The organism is Ectothiorhodospira shaposhnikovii, from assembly GCF_016584105.1.
GTDB classification, from domain to species: Bacteria; Pseudomonadota; Gammaproteobacteria; order Ectothiorhodospirales; family Ectothiorhodospiraceae; genus Ectothiorhodospira; species Ectothiorhodospira shaposhnikovii.
Genome location: NZ_NRSM01000004.1, coordinates 65,485 through 87,563, shown reverse-complemented (window position 1 = coordinate 87,563; position 22,079 = coordinate 65,485). Strand labels below are relative to the sequence as shown.

At 62.7% G+C, this 22,079-nt stretch carries 26 protein-coding genes; 22 read left to right on the top strand and 4 right to left on the bottom strand.

Features of this window, described 5'->3' with window-relative positions; genetic code table 11:
• Window positions 1-161: 161 nt before the first annotated feature.
• From soxZ to CKO35_RS03590, 4 genes are all read right to left on the bottom strand, one after another.
• Complete coding sequence (soxZ, locus tag CKO35_RS03605; RefSeq protein ID WP_200172741.1) at window positions 162-470, bottom strand: thiosulfate oxidation carrier complex protein SoxZ; 309 nt, start codon at window positions 468-470, stop codon at window positions 162-164.
• Window positions 471-525: 55 nt separating this feature from the next.
• Window positions 526-993 carry a thiosulfate oxidation carrier protein SoxY gene (gene soxY, locus CKO35_RS03600; RefSeq protein ID WP_200172740.1) on the bottom strand — a complete coding sequence of 156 codons (468 nt, stop codon included), beginning with the start codon at window positions 991-993 and terminating at the stop codon, window positions 526-528.
• Window positions 994-1,158: 165 nt separating this feature from the next.
• The gene (locus CKO35_RS03595) at window positions 1,159-2,625 is read right to left on the bottom strand and encodes a M48 family metalloprotease (protein ID WP_242466995.1); all 1,467 of its coding nucleotides are present in this window, start codon (window positions 2,623-2,625) and stop codon (window positions 1,159-1,161) included.
• A gap of 14 nt (window positions 2,626-2,639) precedes the next feature.
• A complete protein-coding gene (locus tag CKO35_RS03590) occupies window positions 2,640-2,951 on the bottom strand; it encodes a hypothetical protein (protein WP_200172738.1) in 312 nt (103 codons plus the stop codon).
• A gap of 385 nt (window positions 2,952-3,336) precedes the next feature.
• Here CKO35_RS03590 and CKO35_RS03585 point away from each other — a divergent pair, with 385 nt between their 5' ends.
• From CKO35_RS03585 to pssA, 22 genes are all read left to right on the top strand, one after another.
• A complete protein-coding gene (locus tag CKO35_RS03585) occupies window positions 3,337-3,567 on the top strand; it encodes a sulfurtransferase TusA family protein (RefSeq protein ID WP_008932742.1) in 231 nt (76 codons plus the stop codon).
• A 91-nt stretch (window positions 3,568-3,658) separates the two neighbouring features.
• Window positions 3,659-4,126 (top strand): sulfur carrier protein DsrE2, encoded by a 468-nt coding sequence (gene dsrE2, locus CKO35_RS03580; RefSeq protein ID WP_200172736.1) that lies wholly within the window; start codon window positions 3,659-3,661, stop codon window positions 4,124-4,126.
• 235 nt (window positions 4,127-4,361) lie between these two features.
• Window positions 4,362-5,027, top strand: coding sequence for a 4Fe-4S dicluster domain-containing protein (locus CKO35_RS03575; RefSeq protein ID WP_040405805.1), 666 nt, complete (start codon window positions 4,362-4,364; stop codon window positions 5,025-5,027).
• 52 nt (window positions 5,028-5,079) lie between these two features.
• Window positions 5,080-6,498, top strand: a complete 1,419-nt coding sequence (locus tag CKO35_RS03570) for a heterodisulfide reductase-related iron-sulfur binding cluster (RefSeq protein ID WP_200172734.1) — start codon at window positions 5,080-5,082, stop codon at window positions 6,496-6,498.
• A complete protein-coding gene (locus tag CKO35_RS03565; RefSeq protein WP_200172732.1) occupies window positions 6,498-7,547 on the top strand; it encodes a CoB--CoM heterodisulfide reductase iron-sulfur subunit A family protein in 1,050 nt (349 codons plus the stop codon). Before CKO35_RS03570 ends, CKO35_RS03565 begins: the two co-directional genes overlap by 1 nt.
• Window positions 7,548-7,554: 7 nt before the next feature.
• On the top strand, window positions 7,555-8,370 hold the full coding sequence (locus tag CKO35_RS03560) for a hypothetical protein (RefSeq protein WP_207143454.1): 816 nt from the start codon (window positions 7,555-7,557) through the stop codon (window positions 8,368-8,370).
• A 31-nt stretch (window positions 8,371-8,401) separates the two neighbouring features.
• Window positions 8,402-9,118, top strand: a complete 717-nt coding sequence (locus CKO35_RS03555) for a 4Fe-4S dicluster domain-containing protein (protein ID WP_200172728.1) — start codon at window positions 8,402-8,404, stop codon at window positions 9,116-9,118.
• The gene (locus CKO35_RS03550; RefSeq protein WP_200172725.1) at window positions 9,111-10,022 is read left to right on the top strand and encodes a CoB--CoM heterodisulfide reductase iron-sulfur subunit B family protein; all 912 of its coding nucleotides are present in this window, start codon (window positions 9,111-9,113) and stop codon (window positions 10,020-10,022) included. The genes CKO35_RS03555 and CKO35_RS03550 overlap by 8 nt, the downstream gene beginning before the upstream one ends.
• Before the next feature lie 5 nt (window positions 10,023-10,027).
• Window positions 10,028-10,468 (top strand): biotin/lipoyl attachment domain-containing protein, encoded by a 441-nt coding sequence (locus CKO35_RS03545; protein WP_200172723.1) that lies wholly within the window; start codon window positions 10,028-10,030, stop codon window positions 10,466-10,468.
• A 4-nt stretch (window positions 10,469-10,472) separates the two neighbouring features.
• Window positions 10,473-10,883: a DsrE family protein gene (locus tag CKO35_RS03540; protein ID WP_200172721.1), complete on the top strand. Its 411-nt coding sequence runs from the start codon at window positions 10,473-10,475 to the stop codon at window positions 10,881-10,883.
• A 103-nt stretch (window positions 10,884-10,986) separates the two neighbouring features.
• A complete protein-coding gene (gene gcvH, locus CKO35_RS03535; RefSeq protein WP_200172719.1) occupies window positions 10,987-11,427 on the top strand; it encodes a glycine cleavage system protein GcvH in 441 nt (146 codons plus the stop codon).
• A 78-nt stretch (window positions 11,428-11,505) separates the two neighbouring features.
• Window positions 11,506-12,657: a radical SAM protein gene (locus tag CKO35_RS03530; RefSeq protein ID WP_200172717.1), complete on the top strand. Its 1,152-nt coding sequence runs from the start codon at window positions 11,506-11,508 to the stop codon at window positions 12,655-12,657.
• A gap of 61 nt (window positions 12,658-12,718) precedes the next feature.
• Entirely contained in the window at window positions 12,719-13,825 is a 1,107-nt protein-coding gene (locus tag CKO35_RS03525; RefSeq protein ID WP_200172715.1) for a lipoate--protein ligase family protein, read from the top strand.
• The gene (locus CKO35_RS03520) at window positions 13,812-14,924 is read left to right on the top strand and encodes a geranylgeranyl reductase family protein (RefSeq protein ID WP_200172713.1); all 1,113 of its coding nucleotides are present in this window, start codon (window positions 13,812-13,814) and stop codon (window positions 14,922-14,924) included. The genes CKO35_RS03525 and CKO35_RS03520 overlap by 14 nt, the downstream gene beginning before the upstream one ends.
• Window positions 14,921-16,072, top strand: coding sequence for a radical SAM protein (locus tag CKO35_RS03515; protein ID WP_200172711.1), 1,152 nt, complete (start codon window positions 14,921-14,923; stop codon window positions 16,070-16,072). The genes CKO35_RS03520 and CKO35_RS03515 overlap by 4 nt, the downstream gene beginning before the upstream one ends.
• 57 nt (window positions 16,073-16,129) lie before the next feature.
• Window positions 16,130-16,498 carry a hypothetical protein gene (locus CKO35_RS03510; RefSeq protein WP_200172704.1) on the top strand — a complete coding sequence of 123 codons (369 nt, stop codon included), beginning with the start codon at window positions 16,130-16,132 and terminating at the stop codon, window positions 16,496-16,498.
• Window positions 16,499-16,508: 10 nt separating this feature from the next.
• The gene (locus CKO35_RS03505) at window positions 16,509-16,898 is read left to right on the top strand and encodes a hypothetical protein (protein WP_200172865.1); all 390 of its coding nucleotides are present in this window, start codon (window positions 16,509-16,511) and stop codon (window positions 16,896-16,898) included.
• Between the two features lie 357 nt (window positions 16,899-17,255).
• Window positions 17,256-18,971: an acetolactate synthase 3 large subunit gene (locus tag CKO35_RS03500; protein ID WP_200172702.1), complete on the top strand. Its 1,716-nt coding sequence runs from the start codon at window positions 17,256-17,258 to the stop codon at window positions 18,969-18,971.
• 7 nt (window positions 18,972-18,978) lie between these two features.
• Window positions 18,979-19,473 (top strand): acetolactate synthase small subunit, encoded by a 495-nt coding sequence (gene ilvN, locus CKO35_RS03495; RefSeq protein ID WP_200172700.1) that lies wholly within the window; start codon window positions 18,979-18,981, stop codon window positions 19,471-19,473.
• Window positions 19,474-19,530: 57 nt separating this feature from the next.
• Complete coding sequence (gene ilvC / locus CKO35_RS03490) at window positions 19,531-20,547, top strand: ketol-acid reductoisomerase (protein WP_200172692.1); 1,017 nt, start codon at window positions 19,531-19,533, stop codon at window positions 20,545-20,547.
• Between the two features lie 111 nt (window positions 20,548-20,658).
• Complete coding sequence (locus CKO35_RS03485) at window positions 20,659-21,294, top strand: phosphatidylserine decarboxylase (protein ID WP_200172690.1); 636 nt, start codon at window positions 20,659-20,661, stop codon at window positions 21,292-21,294.
• The gene (pssA, locus tag CKO35_RS03480) at window positions 21,294-22,058 is read left to right on the top strand and encodes a CDP-diacylglycerol--serine O-phosphatidyltransferase (protein ID WP_200172688.1); all 765 of its coding nucleotides are present in this window, start codon (window positions 21,294-21,296) and stop codon (window positions 22,056-22,058) included. Before CKO35_RS03485 ends, pssA begins: the two co-directional genes overlap by 1 nt.
• Window positions 22,059-22,079 lie beyond the last annotated feature (21 nt).

Sequence of the window (22,079 nt, the reverse complement as noted above, 5' to 3'; positions counted from 1 at the left end):
TCTGGCAGGTGTCGTTTTAAGTGTTCCTGCCTGGACCTGTGCCGGTCACCCGGGTCTGGTCTCTGTATTCCTCTTTGGTGGTGGTCACGGTCTAACCGGGACCCTTGGCGCGACAAACCTCCTGCGTACTTCCGTTCTACTTGTGACTGATCTTCTTTGGATCAGCTGATGCGAACTTCGGTGGTATCCGATTCGCCGTTGTTGTCCACCCAGGAAAGCTTCAGGGTGTCGCCGGCGGCGGCCCCTTCAAACTGGAAGGATAGATAAGGATTGCGGGAAATGGCCGGGCCCCAGTTGGCGGTCAGTACATGCCTGCCGTTGCACTCGGCCTTGACCTCGGTGATGAAATGGGCGGGGATGGTGTTACCGCCCTGGTCCCGGCGCTGGCCGGTTTCCATGGGGTGACTGATCAGGGCGCGCACATTGGTGACGCCGCCTTCGATCTGGGCTCGGACTCGGATGCTGGACATGGTACTTTCTCCTGCGAATTCGCCTTGATGCCGCGGGTTGCCGGGCGTTGCCTGGTTAGCCGCCGCAGCCGCCGATGGTGACCTTGACCTCCTTGGTGCCGCTGTAGAGCTGGCCGTTGGCCTTGAGTACGGCGACGATATCGGAGGTTTCACCCATCTTGATCCGGGTGGCGACGAAGGCCTTGGTGCCTTCTCCCAGCTTGTAGCTGGAGGTCAGGGGGGCGTTGTTGGCAACCGCCAGGATGGCGATGTCGGTAACGCCGGACAGCGTGGATTCCACGGTGATCGGGACCACGGCGCCGTTTTCGGCAATATCCGGAGCACGAATGGTGATGTCGCCGCTGCTGTGGCTGTCGGAACCCAGGGCGGACTTGAGGGCATCACTCAGGGAATTCGCCTGGAAAGCGGCCTTGGGCCAGTCGGCGAGGACGGTACTTGGGGTCAGCAGGCCGGCACCTACGGCGACACCCACGGTACCCGTCGCGAGGGTGCCCTTGAGAAACACTCGACGCTTGCTGTTCATGCGGTCTCCTCCACTTCTTTAACATCTCATGGTTGGAGATGCCCCGTTTCGGCATGAGGTTTTGCCGTGGGCTCTCTAGGGGTTACAGCCTACCTAACTAAATCTTTTTTACAAGTAATTTTTAGTTATATGGCTGGTTGATATGGGTCAAAACCTGGATCCGGCTCAGCGATCCTCCAGAAAACGCAATGCAATGGTGCGTTTGCTCCTGATCCGTTCTTCCACATGGGGGGTCAGATCCTGGGCGGTCAGCGCCATGTCCAGTTGCCTGACGGTCTCACGATACTGGCCGTGATGGAAATAATATTCCGCCATGTTTTCATGACTGATCGCCTGCCTGCCCAGGCGCGAGGCGGCATCGGCCTTGAGGCGCAGCAGTTCAGGTGCCTTGACCTCGACCGACAGCAGGGTGTCGGCCACTTGTATCGCCCGGCCATAGTCTCCGGCTCCGATCAGGGCCTGCACGTAGGTTTGGGTGACCGGAAGGTGTCTGGGGTAGATGTCATCCAGTCTTCGGAGGATCTCAAGGGCTGCCTGATGATCCGTGGGTCTGGCCGCCATGTGGGCCTCCGCCCGGGCAAGCTCCAGGTAGAGGTCTGCGCCGTCCTGTCCCGATATGCCCTGTAGTGCCTTGAGTGCCTGTTCGGTCTGGCCCCGTTGAATGAGCGCGATGGCGTAGCCGTAGCGTCTGGCGACATCTTCGCTGTTGCCGGTCCGGTCGCGGGTGTGGAGGTCGATGACGCGGGCCGGATCCTGCAGGGCCTGTACCCGGGCAAGGATCATGCGAAAGGCCTGTGAATCGCTGCGAAAGTCTCCGCTGTATTGATCGGCCCGTAGGCGGCTGTCGGTAATGCGGTTGGTGGTGACGGGGTGGGTGCGCAGGTATTCGGGTACTGTTTCGCCGGCACCGCCGCTGAGCTGGAGCATGCGCTCGAAGAAGTTGGGCATGGCCTGGGGATCGTAGTCGGCCGCGGCAAGAATGCTGATTCCGATCCGGTCCGCCTCCTGCTCGTTGGCCCGGGTGAAGTTGATCCGGGCCTGGGCACCTCCGGCCATGCCGCCGATGATGGCTGCCTGCCCCACCTCCGGGGAATAGGCGCTGGCGATGATGCCGGCCAGAATGGCCAGCCCCGTGGCCAGGTCGATACGGGTGCTCCCCGCATAGGCGCGGGCGATGTGGCGTTGGGTGACATGGGCAATTTCGTGGGCGACGACCGCGGCCAGTTCTCCTTCATTGCGGGCGGCGTCGATCAGCCCCGTGTTGATGCCGATAATGCCCCCAGGCATGGCGAAGGCATTGATGCCGGGATCTTCCACCACCAGAAAGGTGAAGTTGGGATGGGCATCGGCGGCGCTGGACACCAGTCGTTGCCCCAGGGCCTCCACATATCCCAGAAGGACCGGGTCCTTGCTCAGCGGCAGGGTGCGGCGCACCTCCCGCAGCAGGGTGCGGCCCAGTTGTTGTTCCTGGGAGGGGGAAAGCAGGGCGGAGGAGGGGTCCCCGATCTCCGGCAGGTTGATGCCCGCCTGGGGCGGGGTGGCGATGATGAGGAGCAGGCAGAGCCCAAGGGCCATGAGCATGCGCCGACCGATGGTTCGCGGCTTACGGCCGGGGGCCGGTCGGTCGGGCATGGGGATGGGTCCTGCTACTTGCCCAGGCCGGGGGCCGAGGCGTAGGCGTTCATGGTGGTACGGTTTTCCCATAGTTTCGGCATTAGCATGGCCTCCGGCAGCATGAAGCGCCTGGACCGGTCCACCGGGATGGTCCGTGCGATCCGGACCACGTCCTCATAGCGGATCTTGAACAACAGCCCTGAGTGGAGGCCGTCGGTCCGGCGGGCGATCATGCTGTCATCGAAAAGCCGATGCACGTAGAGGTTGGCGGGGCGCAGACGCCGATGATCGTCATACAGGGTGACAGCATACTGGGTATCGGCGGCAAAATGCTTTTTGTCCACGATGAAGGTTCCTCCAGTTTGGGGCAGTCGGGCCGGTTCCGGGAACGGTATCACGCGTGTTCCCGGTGAGACAGCAGTCCTGATTCTTTGTTCATTGGGTGTGGGAAGCGTTCTCATATTCTTCATTTCGCATAAGCTGGACGTTCAGAAGAATATGGCTATATTGTTATTGAGAATAAGCAAAGAAGTGAAGTCTGGCGTTGGGTGTCGCTTCATAGAGATGGCTCGAACCGGTCCTTGGGCTCCCGCCAGCTATAAATACTGAGATTTCCCCTGTCCGATGACGGGAAATTTCGTGAGATGATCGGGGTGGGCGTCGGCAGGCCCTTGCGGGGTGCCGACAAAGAAGACCCCAGACCACTTGATAGACGAGGAGAAAATCGAGATGTCCGATTTTGACCAGGAACTGGATGCCTCCGGGCTGAACTGCCCCCTGCCCATCCTGCGTGCCAAGAAATCCCTGGCCTCCATGGACAGCGGCCAGGTGCTGCGGATTATCGCCACCGACCCGGGTTCCGTGAAGGACTTCGAGGCCTTTGCCAAGCAGACCGGCAATGAACTGCTGGAGCACCGGGAAGAGGGTGGCAAGTTCCTCTTCCTGATGCGCAAGTCCTGATCCGGGGAGCCGTTCTGCCGCGCGCCATGGCCGCGGCAGGACGCCCCCTTCGGGAGGCGCCATCACAGGCATATTAAGGAGGGAATGCCACGTGTCCGAAAAAAGGCTGGCCATCATCGCCACCAAGGGAACCCTGGACTGGGCCTATCCGCCCTTCATCCTGGCTTCCACCGCGGCCGCCCTGGGCTACCAGGTGCAGGTGTTCTTCACGTTTTACGGTCTGCAACTGCTCAAGAAGAAACCCGATCTGAAAGTCACCTCCCTGGGGAATCCCGGCATGCCCATGCCGATGCCCATGCCGGTCCTGCTGCAGGCCCTGCCCGGCATGCAGGGCATGATGACCCACATGATGAAGCAGAAGATGAAGTCCAAGGGTGTGGCCAGCGTGGAAGAGCTGCGCGAGATGTGCCGGGAGGCGGAGGTGAAGATGATCGCCTGTCAGATGACGGTGGATCTGTTCGACATGTCGCGGGAAGACTTCATCGACGGCGTGGAATACGGCGGTGCCGCCACCTTCTTCGAGTTTGCGGGCGAGTCGGATATCTGTCTTTTCATCTAGTGACTGCCAGTCTCTCCGTACCCCTGAGAGCGGCTCACGGCCACGAACGGGAAGGGTGATGAGCCGAATGTGTGGTGTCACTGGAGCGGATTTATCCATCGGTGCGCCGGCTTGATTCGTCGCCGAAAAAATGAACTACACTTGCTGAACGCCAATAGTTGACAAATTTGCTTGGGTGTAAGGATATCTCTCCGGGCAATGAAAGATGAGGTATGCCATGGCAACTTACGCCGAAATGCAGCAGATATTCGACGATATCCGCAGTGACTTTCGCTATGACCACGAGCTTAACGGGTGTCTGAACTGCGGGATCTGCACCGCCACCTGTCCGTCCGCCCAGTTCTATGACTACAGCCCCCGGGAGATCGTCCAGCTCCTGTGGACCGAGAACGTGGAGCAGGTGTACGACGCCATGCAGGAGAAGATCTGGGCCTGCGCCCAGTGCATGACCTGCGCGGCACGCTGTCCCTTCAAGAACTCCCCCGGTGGCCTGGTGGCCATCATGCGGGAGGTGGCCATCAAGCATGAGATGCAGTCCGCCAAGGACGTGCTGCGGCCCTTCGGCCGGGTGATGCTCAAGCTCATCACCACCGGCAACCAGCTCTCTCCGGACATGATCCAGCCGGATCACTTCCCCGACTGGGGACCGAACATCCAGAAGGTGGATGGCGACCTGCGCATCCTGCGCAAGGCCATTCCCATGAAGACCCTGCAGACCACCGATACCGCCTGGGAAATCTCCCTGAAGACCTCGGTGGAGATGTACACCATCTGGGAGATGACCGGGGTACTCAAATCCCTGGAACTGATGGACGAGAACCTGTTTGACGTGATCGAGGACTTCATCGACGAAAAGCGGGAGGAATACGAGGAATGGCTCGAAGAACAAGAAGAAGACTGAGCCGGATCCTTGCCTGAGCACCAAAGCCGAGCGTAGTAGAGGAGTGGCACACATGAGTTCCAAGAAGAAAGATCATACCCCCGGCGGGCACAATGCCACCGCCGAAGGGGCAGGCCCCGGGGCCATGAAGCCCGGATTTCACAATACCGACGGCCAGGGCGTGGCCGGCCACGGCTCCTTCTTCCAGCAGACACAGCTCTCCCGTGACGAGGCCGTCAAGGCCACCGACTGGGTGCGCAAGCATGTGGATCGTCGCACCGTTGATCTGGGCGACCGCATGGATGATGTGCGCGAACACATGTACGCGCTGGAAAAGGAAGGCCACATCATCATCCACCGGGTGGAGGACCAGCATGAACCCAGTATGGTGAAGACCCTGTTCGGCTGGGACAAGAAGATCCCCACCCGGCAGCTCTGGCATCACAAGTCCTGCGGTCAGTGCGGCAACATCCCCGGCTATCCCACCTCCCTGTTGTGGTTCATGAACGAGTTCGGTTTCGTGCCCGGCAAGGATTACCTGGACGAGACCGACCAGACCTCCTGCACCGCCTGGAACTACCACGGCTCCGGCATCGGCAACGTGGAATCCCTGGCGGCGGTGTTCCTGAGGAATTTCCACCAGTCCTATGTGTCCGGCAAGCAGCACGGTCACGAGCTGGGTCACTTCTATCCCCTGGTTCACTGCGGCACCTCCTTCGGCAATTACAAGGAGATCCGCAAGTACCTGATCGAATCCCCCCAGCTCCGGGAGAAGGTCGCGAAGATCCTGGACAAGCTGGGTCGGCTGGTGGACGGCAAGCTGGTGATCCCCGAGGAGATCATCCATTACTCGGAATGGGTGCATGTGATGCGCCATCGCATCGCCTCGGAGTTGCAGAAGATCGATGTCTCCCACATCCGCACCACCGCCCATGTGGCCTGCCATTACTACAAGATGATCCACGAGGATGCCGTCTACGATGCCGATGTCCTGGGTGGCAATCGCACCGCCATCATCACCTCCATGGCCCAGGCCCTGGGCGCCCAGGTGATCGACTATTCCACCTGGTATGACTGCTGCGGCTTCGGCTTCAGGCACATCATCTCCGAGCGGGAGTTCACCCGTTCCTTCACCATGAACCGCAAGATCCGGGTGGCCCGGGAAGAGGCCAATGCCGATGTCATGCTGGCCAACGACACCGGCTGCGTCACCACCATGGACAAGAACCAGTGGATCGGCAAGGCCCATGACCAGAACTTCCAGGTCCCCATCATGGCCGAGGTGCAGTTCGCCGCCCTGGCCTGCGGGGCGGACCCCCTGAAGATCGTGCAGCTCCAGTGGCATGCCTCGCCCTGCGAGGAGCTGGTGGAGAAGATGGGGATCTCCTGGTCCGAGGCCAAGAAGAACTTCCAGGCCTATCTGAAGGAAGTCGAGCAGGGCAACATCGAATATCTCTACAAACCCGAACTCGCTTATGGGGGGAATGCGTGATGCAGGATACCGTTCTGATCGTCGGTGCGGGACCCGCCGGCCTGTCCGCGGCGGCCCAGGTGGCCGGTGTGGGCTACAAGGCCGTGCTGGTGGAAAAGGAAGACGTGCTGGGCGGTGCCCCCATCCTTTCCGGATATGCCCGTCTGGTGCCCTCCGGCGAATGGGCCAGGGATGCCATTGGACGCATGGTCAAGCGGGTGGAGGACGACGGCAATGTCACCATCCACAAGGGCGCCAGGGTGACGCAGCTCAACGGGGAGGCGGGCAGGTTCACCGCCAAGCTGAGCAACGGCAAGAGCGTCAAGGCCGGTGCCGTGGTGCTGGCCACCGGATTCACCCACTTTGATTCCGTCAACAAGCCCGAGTGGGGTTTCGGCACCTTCCCGGACGTGGTCACCACCACCCAGGTGGAGCAGATGGTGACCGCCGGCAAGATCGCCTGTCCTTCCGACGGCCGGACGCCGGAGCGGGTGGCCATCCTGTTGTGCGTCGGCTCCCGCGATCGGCAGATCGGGCGTGAGTGGTGTTCCAAGGTGTGTTGTACCGTCTCGGCCAATCTGGCCATGGAGATCAAGGAGCTGTCGCCCAAGACCCAGGTGTTCATCTATTACATGGACATCCGCACCTTCGGTCTTTACGAGGACCGCTTCTACTGGAAGTCCCAGGAGGAGTTTCGCACCAAGTTCGTCAAGGCCCGTATCGCAGAGGTCACCGCGGCCCCCGATGGCCGCCTGCTGCTGAAGGGAGAGGACACCCTGGTGAAGCGGCCCATCGTCATTCCCTTTGACCTGGTGGTGCACGCGGTGGGCATGGATCCCAACATGGACAATCCGGAGATCGCCAAGGTGTTCGGCGTGGGGCTGGAGAAGCACGGTTTCATCGAGCGGGGCGAGCATTACACCAATACCTGCGGCACCACCCGCCCCGGCATCTATTCCTGCGGGGCCGCCTATGGGCCGGAAACCATCGATGATTCCATTTCCCAGGGCATGGCCGCCGGCGCCCGCGCCATTGCGGACCTGCATGGTCTGACGCGCAAGGCGAGTTGAGGTGCCGATGACCCGGCCCATCACCCCGGCACCCCCGGCCATTCCCCTGGATGAAAAGGTGGCCGCCTTCAAGCTGGCGGCACTGCTGGAGGACATGAACGAGCGGGGCGGCGTGGAGATCTACCTCACCGCCCTGGGCAGTAAACATGCCCTGTTTGCCAAGGCCCTGCCCGAGTCGCGTCCCGCCACCCTGTCACCGGAGGTCCCCCTGCTGTTGCTGGAATGCGTCTTTCCGGCCCGGCGTCGGCTGGGGCCGGTGCTGCGGCAGATGGATCCGGAGGCCCTGGCCGGGGCAGTGCTGGATCTGGTCTATGGCCGGGACGGTCTGCTCCGGCGCATGGAGGTCTTCTGCGATCGCCTGCCGGTGCCGGAGCGCAAGCTGCGGAGGGCGGCCTGGGACCTGGCGGCGGAACTGCTGCATTTCCGGACGCCGGAGACGATTCCCCTGATGACCCGCTGGGTCTGGGATACCCAGACCATGAGCGGCGCCGTACGGGAGTTCGTGTCGGGCAGTGACAGTCTGCAGAGCCTGCCCCTGGAACTGACGCCGGAGGCCATGGAAGGGGTGCGCCAGTGGTTTGTCGGGCACCTGTCCGCCAGTGGTTTCTACCGGGATCTGCCCTTTTTCACGGATCTGATCCTGGCCCGGGGCTATGCGGACTACGTGCGTTCCGTTTCCGGGGGGCTGGGTATCCTGCAGGGAGACTTCGGCGCCCGGCAGGACCCGATGGAACTGGTGGTCAAATTGCTGGGTATCGACGAGCGGCGCGGTGTAATGGCCGCGGCGGGTCATGAGACTTGGCATCAGGCAGGCCCGGCCTGAGCCTGATGCGCGACGAGTTGCGGAGAAAAGCATGGCGATACACGAAAAATCCCTGATCGAACCGGAGCGTCTGCTTCGCCACGACAATCTGGTGGTGGACGGCGTGGATGTCTCCGGTCACTGGAATACCATGATCACGCCCCGGACCATCACCGATTACGATGATGACTTCGAGGCCGTCATCCAGCGCTATCCCGGCGCGGAGAACGTTCACCGCTGCTGGCAGTGCGGTTCCTGCACCAACTCCTGCACCATGTATGCCCAGAACGTGCAGTTCAATCCCCGCTACTGGATCTATGCAGTGCGCACGGGGCTCAAGGACGAGATCATCAAGGACAAGGACATCATCTGGCAGTGCGTATCCTGCAACAAGTGTACGAGCATCTGCCCCAAGGACGTGCGTCCGGAAGGGGTGATGAAGGCCCTGGCCCACTGGCTGGAGGACGAGGGGCACATGCCCAAGTCGCCGTCCCGGATCTTTGACGAGGAGTTCACCGAGCAGATCTATGCCCGTGGCCGCATCGAGGACAGCCTGGTGCTGCTCAATTTCCTGAAGAAGACCGGTCAGCCCCTGGTGCCCCAGTGGCTGCGGGTGTTCGGCGTGCGTTTGATGCAGTATCTGCCGGTGGGCCTGGGGATGCGCTTTGCGCGCAATTTCTTCATCCCCCCCAGAACCCGCTCCTGGGGGCGCACCGGCGAGGTACTCAGGCAGTACGTGCGTGAACAGAAGGAGGCCACCCATGGCTAAGGTTGCATACTATCCCGGTTGCGCCCTGGAAGGCTCCGGTGGTCCCTATGACAAGTCCACCCGGGTGCTGGTGAAGGCCCTGGACATGGAGATGGTCAACCTCAAGGACTACAACTGCTGCGGCGCCATGGAGGTAAAGAACATCCATCCCATGCTGCAGACCTATCTGTCCGCCCGTAACCTGGCCATTGCCGCCGAGCAGATGGGGCTGGACACGGTAATGGCCCCCTGCAACGGCTGTTACCACAACCTGAAGAAGGCCGAATACGAAACCGCCACCTCCGAAAAGGCCATGGAGACGGTGCAGGACCTGGCCCGCAAGGCAGGAGACCCGGTGTACAAGGGGGACGTGCGCACGGTGCATCTGCTGGAGTGGCTGATGGAGGAGAAGGGGCCCGAAGGCATCAAGCAGCGGATGAAGAAGGGCCTGAACGGCATCCGCATCGCCAACTACTACGGCTGCATGTACACCCGTCCACGGCAGATCTTTCCGGAGAAGGACCAGGGGCCGGGCTCCGAGTCCACCCACAAGCCCCATTTCATGGATGACCTGCTGGAGGCCGCCGGTGCGGAGAACATGGATTTCCCATTGAAGACGGCCTGTTGCGGCGGTGCCCATACCCTGTCGGATTCCGATACTTCCACCCAGCTGGTGCTGAATTTGTTGCAGGCGGCGGAGGATTCCGGTGCCCAGGTGATCGCCACTGAATGCCCCACCTGTCACTCGGGGCTGGAGATGCATCAGGTGCGCGCGGAGACGGAGTTTGGTATCAAGACCCATGTGAAGATCGTCTACTTCACCCAGTTGCTGGGTTTGTCCCTGGGGCTGTCGCCGCGCAAGCTGGGGATTCACGAAAATGTCAGTGATTCCATCGGTTTTCTGAAGGACAAGGGGGTCATTTAAGGTTCATGGATTGCAACGGCTGCGAGTTTCATCCGGATCTTTATTACGACGATGAGTATCAGGTGTGGCTGCGTCGGGAGCCGGGGGACATCCTGACCATCGGGATGACCGACCTGTCCCAGGCCATCGCCGGCAAGATCCTGCATGTGCGCGTCCGCCGGCCGGGCACTCGCCGCCCTGCCGGCAAGCCGGTGGCCACCATCGAGAGCGGCAAGTGGGCCGGACCCGTCCCCAACTTCGTGGACTGCACCATCGTGGCGGTGAACGAAGCGGTGATGGCAACCCCGGCCCTGCTGAACCAGGACCCTTTCGGTGCCTGGATCGCCCGGCTGGAGGTGCATGAACCCCTGGATCAGGCCCTGGCGCGATTCGTGACCGGGGAGGCGGCACGGACAGGTTACCGTGCCCGTGCCGAGCGGGACGACATCCACTGCGGGCGGGGGTGAGTTCATGGTGCAGGCACCGTCGGCAACACTGGAGGATGTGGAGGCGGATCAGACCGTGGTCTTCATCATGACCAGCGGCCCGTCCACCCCCGCGCGTTGCGCCACCCCTTTCTATCTGGGGGCGGTGCTGGCCTCCATGGATGCCCGGGTGCATGTCTTCTTCACCATGGAGGGGGTCAGGCTGATGCAGGCAGGGGTGGCCGAGTCGCTGTGCGCCATGGAGGGTGGGCGCCCCATCATTGAATTCATCCGCGACGCGAAACGGGCCGGTGTGGTGCTGCACGTCTGTGAACCGGCCATGCCCGGTTACGCCATGAATCCGGATGCCGACCTGATCCCGGAGGTGGATCACGTGGCCCGTGCCAGCGACCTGGCGGACCTGATACTGGGCTGCGACAAGCTGATCACTTTCTGAACGGCGCGGGCCTTGACCTGCATCACCTCGGGGTCATCGCCGCTACCGGGATACTGGATATACTGCAGCAGGTAATATTCAAATAATCGAAAAGGAGACCATCATGGGTGCAGTCAAGGGCTGTGATCTGCCGGAAGAACTTCTCTACAGCATCGACAACAATGTTTGGGTACGCAGGGAGGATGACGGCAACATAACCGTGGGCATGACCGCCTATGCCTGTTCCCTGGCGGGTCAGGTGGTGTCCTACACCCCGAAGAAGGCCGGCAAGGACGTGAAGAAGGACAAGTCCTGCGCCACCGTGGAGTCCGGCAAGTGGGTGGGCCCCGCCAAGACCCCGATCAGCGGCGAGGTGGTGGCCACCAATGACGCCGTTTCCGCCAGTCCGGGTCTGATCAACCAGGATCCCTACGGTCAGGGCTGGCTGGTGAAGATCAAGCCCGCCGACTGGGATGCCGACGCCGTCGACCTCAAGACCGGCGCCGATGCCCTGGCGGCCTTCCAGGCGAAGATGGATGCGGACGGCTTCAAGGGCTGTGCCTGATCGTCGGCGACGGCCGACCCAAGCCCCTCTCCCCCGGGGAGAGGGGCTGGACAGATCCACCGTCAAGCAAGGATTCCCATGACCGACTGGTACCCGCTGGCCGCCCGTATCGAGGCCCTGGAAGATCTGCCCCTGAATCCCGATCTGGTGCGTCGTTTCCAGGCCCGGCATCCGTCCGATGGGTTGGTCTCGGATGCCCGGATCGATTTCTACACCCCTAGCTTCAAGTCCTACCAGACCACCGAGATCAGCCGCTGCGCCGGCGATGCCTGGCCCGCGGTGTCCATCACCGGTGCCGACTGCAAGCTGCAGTGCGATCACTGCAAGGCCAAGTTGCTGGAACCCATGATTCCCGCCCGTTCTCCCGACGCCCTGTGGGCGCTGGTGAACCGGCTGGTGGAGGAGGGGGGGCAGGGCATGCTCCTGACCGGCGGCTCCAACCACCGCAACGAGGTGGAGTACGGCCCCTATTACGACACCATTCGCCGCATCAAGGATGAATTTCCCCAATTTCGCATCGCGCTGCACACGGCCCTGGTGGACGAGGATGCCGCCCGCTGCATGGCCGATTCGGGCATCGATGCCGCCATGATGGATGTGATCGGTGCCCAGGAAACCATCACCCAGGTCTACCACCTGCGACGCAGGGTGGAGGATTTCGAGGCCACCCTGGAGCACCTGGTGAAGACCCCCATGAAGGTGGTGCCCCATATCGTCATGGGGCTGCATTACGGACGCTTTCTGGGGGAGTGGCATGCCCTGGAGATGCTCCGGCGTCATACCCCCGATGCGGTGGTGCTGGTGGTGGTGATGCCGTTTCATGCCAATCCGAAACGGCCTTTCGAGACGCCGGACCCGGATGCGGTGGGCCGATTTTTCCTGGATGCCCGTCAGGCCCTGCCGGGGACACCGCTGCTGCTGGGGTGTGCCCGTCCCTCGGGCGAGGTGAAGGCCATGATCGACAGTTATGCGGTGATGGCGGGCATCAGCGGGCTGGCCCATCCGGCCGAAGGGACCGTGGAACTGGCGGCCCGCCTGGGATACCGGGTCCGCGTCATCCCCTCCTGCTGTTCCATGGCCGTGGGCGAGGAGGTGCTGGGGGATGAACGGGCCGGTCTGGAATTGGACCTGGAGGCCATCCTTGAGGATGAGCGTCGGCGCCGGATGCCCCGCGGGCTGGCCGGTATCCCCGTCGTCGCCCAGGCACCAGCCGCCATGGCGCGCTCATGATCCCAAGCCACTCTCCCCGGGCGAGGGGGAACATCCAGGTCATGCAATGGGAGTTGGAGTGATGTCGGAAAAGATCAGTCTCAGAGTCCTGGACACCGGCCTGCGCCGGGCCGCCGAGAACATGGCCCTGAACCGGACCCTGCTGGAATGTCATCAGGCGGGAGACAGTCCCCATACCCTGCGTTTTCTGCGCTTCGAGCCCTGCGCCCTGGTGGGTTTCCACCAGAACGTGGAGCAGGAGTTGCGGGTCGATCACTGCCGGACCGAGGGCATCGACATCCAGCGCCGCATCACCGGCGGTGGTGCCATCTATTTCGATCCGGGTCAGATCGGCTGGGAACTGTATCTGGATCGCCGTTTTCTGGGCACCGCCGACATGGGGGAGATAGCCCGTCGCATCTGCGAGGCCGCGGCGGACGGCATCCGTCGTCTGGGCGTGGATGCCCGCTACCGTCCCCGCAACGACATCGAGGTGGACGGCCGCAAGATCTCCGGTACTGGCGGGGCCTTTGACGGCAACTCCATCATGTATCAGGGCACCCTGCTCATCGACTTCGACGTGGAACGCATGCTCAGGGTGTTGCGCATCCCGGCGGAAAAGCTCTCCGACAAGGCCATTGCCTCGGCCCGGGAGCGGGTGACGAACCTGCGGGAGCTGCTGGGCGAGCCGCCGCCCTTGGCGCGGGTCCAGTCCGCCTTGGCCGAAGCCTTTGCCGAGGCCTTCCAGGTGGATCTGGTGCCGGAGGATGACCTGAACCCGCGGGAGCAGACCCATTTTGCCCAGGCCCTGGTGGAGATCGACAGCGAAGACTGGGTCTATCAGCGTCATCGCCCGGCGGGGGGCATGCCCCTGCTGGAGGCGGTGCATCGCTGTCCGGGCGGCCTCATGCGGGCCGGGGTGATGCTGGACGAGGCCCGGGACATCATCCGCCAGGTCTGGATCACCGGTGACTTCTTCATGAATCCCCGCCGCATGCTGGTGGATCTGGAGGCGTCCCTCAAGGAGACGCCGGTGGCGGAGCTGGAGACGAACATTCATCGTTTCTTCGACGCCTACCGGGTGGAGATGCTGATGCTCTCCCGGGAGGATTTCCTGCAGGTCCTGCGCAAGGCCCTGGACTCCCGTGACCCGGCATCGACAAGGGCGGGGACCCATGCCGCCGGTTGACGTGCTGGTGGTGGGGCTGGGGCCCGGTGGCGGCAGCGCCGCCCGGATCGCGGCCGAGGGCGGTGCCCGGGTACTGGCGGTGGACCGTCGGGCCGTGGTGGGGGAGCCGGTGCAGTGTGCCGAGTTCATCCCCCTGCCCATGGGGCGTCATGCCCGGGATGCGTCGGTGTATTGCCAGCCCATCACCGGCATGACCACCTATCTGCCCTCGGGCATGGGTCACGACAGTGACTTTCCCGGGATCATGATTCACCGCGGGGCCTTTGACCGGGCCATCGCCCGGCGGGCCGAACAGGCCGGCGCCGGACTCTGGACCGGCGCGACCCTGGTGGGGCTGGACCCGGCGGCGCGGCTGGCCCGGATCCGGCGCGGAAAGGAAACCCATTGCATCACCTACCGGGTGCTGGTGGCGGCGGATGGCCCCCATTCTCCGGTGGCGGCCCATCTGGGGCTGCCGGCCCTGGCCACGGTACAGACCCGGCAGTACACCGTGCCGCTGCTCAAGGCCCACCAGGAGACGGACATCTGGCTGTCCGGGGACTATCCCGGGGGGTATGCATGGCTCTTTCCCAAGGGGAAGGAAGCCAATCTGGGCCTGGGGATCGACAAGCGCCTGGCACCGGATCTCAAGGCGCCCCTGGATGCCCTGCATCGGACGCTGGTGCGGGAAGGGCGGGTCGGGCCGGAGATACTGCGCCGTACCGGTGGGGCCATTCCCGTGGGTGGCATGCGGGAGGCCCTGGTCCATGGGGCGGTGCTGTTCGTGGGCGATGCGGCGGGCCTGACCCATCCGATCACTGGCGGCGGCATTGCTCCGGCGGTGATCTCCGGCGAGCGGGCCGGGGCGGCGGCGCTGGCCTGCCTGCGGGGCGAGGACAGTGCCCTGGCCGACTATGACGAGGAGATCCGCGACCTCTATCAGCCCGGCCTGGTCCGGGCCGTGATCCGGCGTCGGGAGCTGATCGCCGCCTGGCAGGCATCGGCACTGGATCAGGATGCCCCCCACCGTCGTGGCTGGATCGCCTTTCCGGAATATTTGCAGGCCGCGAATCAGGAACACACACACGCACAGACTTCCGAGGAGCGGACACTCTCATGAGCACTCTCGCCGATGCCCGGGACATCCCGGTCAACTTCTATCGTCCCGATCCGTACATCCGGACGCCCAGAATGCGTTCCCCGGAATACGTGCAGATGTCCACCGCCGCCGCCATCACCCTGGGGCTGGTCAAGGGCTGGATGCACCGTACCGGCTGTACCCATTGTCTCAATCTGCTGGTGACCTATCCGGAAGGCTGCCGGGCCAATTGCAGTTATTGCGGTCTTGCCCGGCATCGGGAGGAGTCCCGTGACTATGCCGACCGCAACTTCATCCGGGTGGACTGGCCCACGGCCCGCTACGATGATGTGATCGAGCGCATCCGCAACGGGGCCGACCAGGGGCGTTTCGAACGCATGTGCATCTCCATGATCACCCACCCGGATTCGGACGAGGACACCGCGATCCTGCTGGAGAAATGGGTGAAGGCGGTGCCCCACATCCCGGCCTCCATCCTGTCCAATCCCACCACCATGGACCGTGCCGACCTGGTGCGGTTGCGGGACATCGGTGCCCAGATCTTCACCGTGGCCCTGGACGCCGTTACGCCCGAAGTCTTCGAGCGCACCCGGGGCGCCGCGGTGGACAGTCCCCATCGCTGGGACACCTACTGGCGGGCCCTGGAGTGGGCCGCCGAGATCTACGGCCCTGAGCGTTTCGGTGCCCATCTCATCTGCGGCATGGGGGAGACGGAGCAGGAGATGCTGGAGGTCTGTCAGCGCATCCGTGACATGGGTGGGCACAATCATCTGTTCGCCTTCTTCCCGGAACAGGGTTCCCTGATGGAGGACTGGTCGCCGGTGCCCCGGGACCAGTGGCGGCGGGTACAGCTGGCCCGTTTCCTGATCGACTACCGCGGGGTGCGGGTGCAGGACATGGGTTTCAACGGGCAGGGGCAAGTGACCGATTTCGGTCTGGATCGGCAGGAACTGGAGGCCCTGATCGCTTCCGGACGCCCGTTCCAGACCTCCGGTTGCCCCGGGCATTCCGACGACGAGATCTCGGCCTGCAACCGTCCCTACGGGGATTCGAGTCCCACGGACATCATGTCCTTCCCGTTTGCCCTGTCGGATCGGGATGTGGCATTCGTGCGCCGACAGATGGCGGGGGAGGACATCGGCACTTTCGATCACGACGGGGATGTGTAGGCACGGTCTGCTCAGAGGGGGTTGACCTTTTCGGGAATAAGGCTAGAGTTAAATCTTATGAAGGAAGTCAGGATTGGCCGGGTCAGTGATATCCGTAACGAGCTCAACCGCTACCGGAAGGGCAGAAAGTTCGATATCCGCCAGTTCAACCAGGTGGCACGCCTGGCCTGGTTGGGCAGGGTGGTGATGCAACCCCTGGACCCGGACGACAAGGATTGCGAGGCCTTTCTGCTCTATGTGGAAGACCCCGACCCCCTGGCTGCCCACTGCCTAGCGCCGGATGAGGATCTGGTGGGGCGAATGCACATCGTCGATGGTCAACAGGCACTGGCCCTGATCCGGATCCTGAAACTGGGAATGGAGGAGCGGGTCAGGCTATACGAGGAGCTGGCGCACAGTGATTTCTACTTCAGGCACTTTTCGTGAACAGTCAGGCGTGAACCGGGCTTCCATTCAGTCCCGCCTGGATCGCAGATTCATCGTCATGACGTCCCGTGAACCCCTGCTGTCTGATCTGGACATGGTGGCACCCATCGGCTGGACCCGGGTGGTGGCCACGGATCTGGCGGAACTGGGGGACTGGAACGACATCCTGCTCCACCGCTTTATGCTGGTGGACCTGGACGAGGAAGGTACGTTTGATCCCCTGGACGTGATACGGACCCTGCGAATGGCGTATCAGGTCAACATCCCGGTATTCTGCTTCGGTGGGGATGAGGATCTGCGGGATCAGATGCGGCTGGCCCGGGCCGATCGCTTCTTTACCCGGGACGAGATGCTGGACATGTTGCCCAGATTCTTCGAGCAATACGGCTGGGGCGGGTAGGGCGCATTCACCCCACCCAGGGGTGCTCCCGCACATCCAGACGGATATCCTGGCTGAACTGCCCGCCATCCCCCCGGATTTCCAGGGTTCCCACCCTGGTGCCGGGCGTGACAAAACCTTTTCATGCCCCCATGAACCAGACTCCATGGAGCCCGGGACATGCCATCCGGCCCGTTACGGGCGGGCATGCCCGGCTTTGCGTGCGCGGGCAGCGGGCATGGGAGAGGGGTATTTCAGGGAGATGGTGAAATTCATGCCCCGACATATTATTATCGAGCCTTTTCCCCTTCGTTCCGCGGGTGAAGCCTTCCATGGGCCGCCTCGGGATGGAGTCAGCCCAGAGCAGGCAAGCTTCTTATGCAGCAGGAGACCAAGACCGTGGAATTGACCGGTGCCGAGATTTTCGTCCGCTGTCTGCAGGAGGAAGGTGCTGATCTGATATTCGGGTACCCCGGCGGCTCCGTACTTCACATCTACGACGCCCTGTACCGGCAGGATAAGGTCAAGCATATCCTCGTGCGACATGAACAGGGGGCGGTACATGCCGCCGAAGGTTTCGCCAAGTCCACCGGCAAGCCCGGCGTGGTCCTGGTGACTTCCGGTCCCGGCGCCACCAATGCCGTCACCGGTATTGCCGATGCCTACATGGACTCCGTGCCCATGGTGATCTTCACCGGCCAGGTGCCCACCAGCCTGATCGGCAACGATGCCTTCCAGGAAGTGGATACCGTGGGCATCACCCGTCCCTGCGTGAAGCACAATTTCCTGGTCAAGGATGTCAAGGATCTGGCCACCACCATCAAGAAGGCCTTCTATGTGGCCACCACCGGCCGTCCGGGGCCCGTGGTGGTGGACATCCCCAAGGACATCACCGCCGCCCGTTTCGAGTTCAGCTATCCCAAGACCATCAAGATGCGCTCCTACAACCCCACGGTGAAGGGGCATCCCGGGCAGATCCGCAAGGCGGTGGACCTGATCCTGTCGGCAAAACAGCCCATGCTCTATACCGGCGGCGGCGTGATCCTGGGCAATGCGGCCAAGTCCCTGACGGAGCTGACCCGGCTGTTGAACTACCCCATCACCAACACCCTCATGGGTCTGGGTGGCTATCCGGCGTCCGACCGGCAGTTCCTGGGCATGTTGGGCATGCACGGCACCTACGAGGCCAACATGGCCATGCACCATGCCGACGTGCTCATCGCCATCGGTGCCCGCTTCGATGACCGGGTCACCGGCAACATCGAGAAATTCTGCCCCCATGCCCGCATCGTCCATGTGGACGTGGACCCGGCCTCCATTTCCAAGAACGTGAAGGTGGATGTACCCATCGTGGGACAGGTGGACCCGGTGCTCAAGGCCATGATCAAGGAGATCAAGGCCGGCGAGGCCCGGCCCGATCAGGAGGCCCTGGCCAAGTGGTGGAAGCAGATCGACGAATGGCGGGCCATGGACTGTCTCAAGTACGACAAGACCAGTGAGCTGATCAAGCCCCAGCATGTGCTGGAGACCCTCTGGCGCCTGACCAAGGGTGATGCCTTCGTCTGTTCCGACGTGGGTCAGCACCAGATGTGGACGGCCCAGTTCTACGGCTTTGACAAGCCCAATCGCTGGATCAACTCCGGCGGCCTTGGCACCATGGGCTTCGGTCTGCCGGCGGCCATCGGCACCCAGATCGCCCATCCGGACGAGACCGTGGTCTGCGTCACCGGCGAGGCCAGCATCCAGATGTGCATCCAGGAACTGTCCACCGCCCTGCAGTACCATCTGCCCATCAAGGTGGTGGCGCTGAACAACCGCTACATGGGCATGGTGCGCCAGTGGCAGGAATTCTTCTATCAGGGGCGCTATGCCATGTCCTACATGGATGCGTTGCCCGATTTCGTGCAGCTGGCGGAGGCCTACGGCCACGTGGGCATGCGCATCGAACAGCCGGGTGACGTGGAAGGCGCCATCCAGGAGGCCCTGAAGATGAAGGATCGCCTGGTGTTCATGGACTTCGTCACCGACCAGAGCGAGAACGTCTATCCCATGGTTCCGGCCGGTGCGGGCCAGAACGAAATGATCCTCCTGTGATGCGACCATGAGACACATAATCTCAATCCTGATGGAAAACGAGTCCGGCGCCCTGTCCCGGGTGGCCGGACTGTTCTCGGCCCGTGGCTACAATATCGAGTCTCTCACCGTGGCCCCCACCGAGGACCCGACCCTGTCCCGCCTGACCCTGGTGACCCGGGGGTCCGATGAGGTGATCGAGCAGATCACCAAGCAGCTCAACAAGCTGGTGGACGTGGTCAAGTTGCTGGACCTGACCGAGCATCGCCACATCGAACGCGAGATGATGATGGTGAAGCTCAAGGTCCAGGACGGTGAGCAGCGGGCCGAGGTCGTGCGCATGACCGAGATCTTTCGCGGCCACATCATCGATGTAAGCGCCACCGCCTATGTGGTGGAGCTGACCGGCGACAGCCCCAAGCTGGATGCCTTCATCGACGCGGTACGCGGTTTCGAGGTGGTTGAAGTGGTACGCTCCGGCGTCATGGGCATTGCCCGCGGCGACGTGGCCCTCAGGCTTTGATCCCATTTTTCTTCATCTGAACCTTTACTCCTTATCCGTATTTCGGGGATACCTACCATGCAGGTCTATTACGACAAAGACGCCGATCTCTCCATCATCCAGGGGATGAAGGTGGCCATCATCGGCTACGGCTCCCAGGGCCACGCCCACGCCAACAACCTGAAGGACTCCGGTGTCGACGTGACCGTGGGCTTGCGCCCCGGCTCGGTCTCCGCCAAGAAGGCCGAAGATGCCGGTCTGAACGTCAAGAACATCGAAGTGGCGGTCAAGAATGCCGACCTGGTGATGATCCTGGCCCCTGACGAGCATCAGGCCGCCCTCTACCGGGATCTGGTGGAACCCAACCTGAAGGAAGGCGGTGCCCTGGCCTTCGCCCATGGTTTCAACGTCCATTTCGAGCAGATCCAGCCCCGTGAGGATCTGGATGTGATCATGATCGCGCCCAAGGGCCCCGGCCATCTGGTGCGCTCCACCTACAAGCAGGGCGGCGGCGTGCCCAGCCTGATCGCTGTCTATCAGGATGCCAGCGGTCGTGCCCGTGACATCGCCCTGTCCTATGCCTCCGCCAATGGCGGTGGCCGCGCCGGTGTGATCGAGACCACCTTCAAGGACGAGACCGAAACCGACCTGTTCGGTGAGCAGGCCGTGCTCTGCGGTGGTGCCTCCGCCTTGGTCCAGGCCGGTTTCGAAACCCTGGTGGAAGCCGGCTATCCGCCGGAAATGGCCTATTTCGAGTGTCTGCATGAACTCAAGCTGATCGTCGATCTGATGTACGAGGGCGGCATCGCCGACATGCGCTACTCCATCTCCAATACGGCGGAGTACGGCGACATCACCCGCGGCCCCCGCGTGGTCAACGAACAGACCAAGGAAGAGATGCGCAAGATCCTGCGCGAGATCCAGACCGGTGACTTCGCCCGCGAATTCATCCTGGAAAGTGCTTCCGGCAATGCCAAGCTCAAGGCCAGCCGTCGCATCGCCCGCGAGCATCCCATCGAGGTGGTGGGTTCCCGCCTGCGTGACATGATGCCCTGGATCAAGGCCAACAAGATCGTGGACAAGTCCAAGAACTGATCTTTCGTGGTGTTGTGATGACAGGGGCTGCGCCAGGCGCAGCCCCTGTCATGTCTGTCATCCAGCTCGAAGGCGATCATGCCCTTCGGGCCTTTCGTGCGGGGTACATCCATGCTTCCCATTGCTCCGGAAGGACGCCCCTATCTGGCCCAGGTCGCCGTTCTGGTGGCCCTGGCGCATTTTTTTCTGGGCCTGTGGGCATTCCCGACCTGGTTTTTGCTGATCGCCGCGCTGGTGATGTTCCGTGACATGCCGCGCAAGACCCCGCCCAATCCGCTGGCGGTGGTCAGTCCCGTGGATGCGGTGGTGGCCGAGGTGTGCGAATGTCATGACCCGTTCCTGAATCGCCGGACCACCCGTGTCACCCTGCAGCAGCGCCGTTTCGGCGAATTCAATGTCCACAGTCCGATAGAAGGCAAGTTCCAGCAGTACTGGGCGGGTGGCGAGGGTCAGGAAGTGGCGGAGGCCGAGGGTCGTTTTGCCATCTGGCTGCAGACCGACGAGAAGGAGGACGTGGTCATGGCCACGGATCGTCGGCGCTGGCCCCATCGCCTGAGCATCCTGGCGCATGCCGGCGAGCGGCTGGGGCAGGGCAGGCGCTGCGGGTTTCTGGGTTTCTGGCGCCCGGTGGAACTCTATCTGCCCGATAATGCCAGAGTGGACGTGAAGCCCGGTCAGACGGTTCTGGCGGGGGTCAACGTGATTGCCACCTTGTTGCACAAAAAAGAATCGGCGGGAGGGGCGTGATGATGGAGTCGCAACCCGAACATCCCAAGGGGCGCAAGGGGATCTACCTTCTGCCCAATCTGTTCACCACGGCGGCGCTGTTCGCCGGGTTTTTTGCCATCATGGCGGCCATCAACGGGGATTTCATCGCCGCGGCCATATCGGTCTTCGTCGCCATGGTGCTGGATGGCGTGGATGGGCGGGTGGCGCGGCTGACCCACACCCAGAGTGCCTTCGGGGCCGAGTACGATTCCCTGGCAGACATGGTGTCCTTCGGGGTGGCGCCGGCGGTGGTCATGTACCTGTGGGTGCTGAACGGGCTTGGCCAACTGGGATTGGTGGCCGCCTTCTTCTATACCGCTGCCGCGGCCCTGCGCCTGGCCCGTTTCAACACCAAGCTGGGGGTGGCGGACAAGCGGTTTTTCCAGGGTTTGCCCAGCCCGGCCTCCGCCGCCGTCATGATGGGGCTGGTCTGGGTCTGGAACGACCTGGAGTTTTCCGGTGCCGGCATGATGTTGCCCGCGCTGTTGATCACCGTCCTGTGCGGGGCGGCCATGGTGAGCAGTCTCACCTATTTCAGTTTCAAGGATATGGACTTTCGTCACCGGGTCCCCTTTTTCGTGGTCATCGCGGTGCTGCTGGCGGTGATGCTCACGGCCATTGATCCGCCGAAGGTGCTTTGGCTCGGATTTGTGGTTTATGCCCTCTCGGGGCCGGCGCTGATGCTGTTTCGCTGGCGGCGCCGGCGTCTGCAGCGCGTGTCGTCCGAGGGCGGGGAGGGCTGATATCGCCCGGTGGGGCGTCCA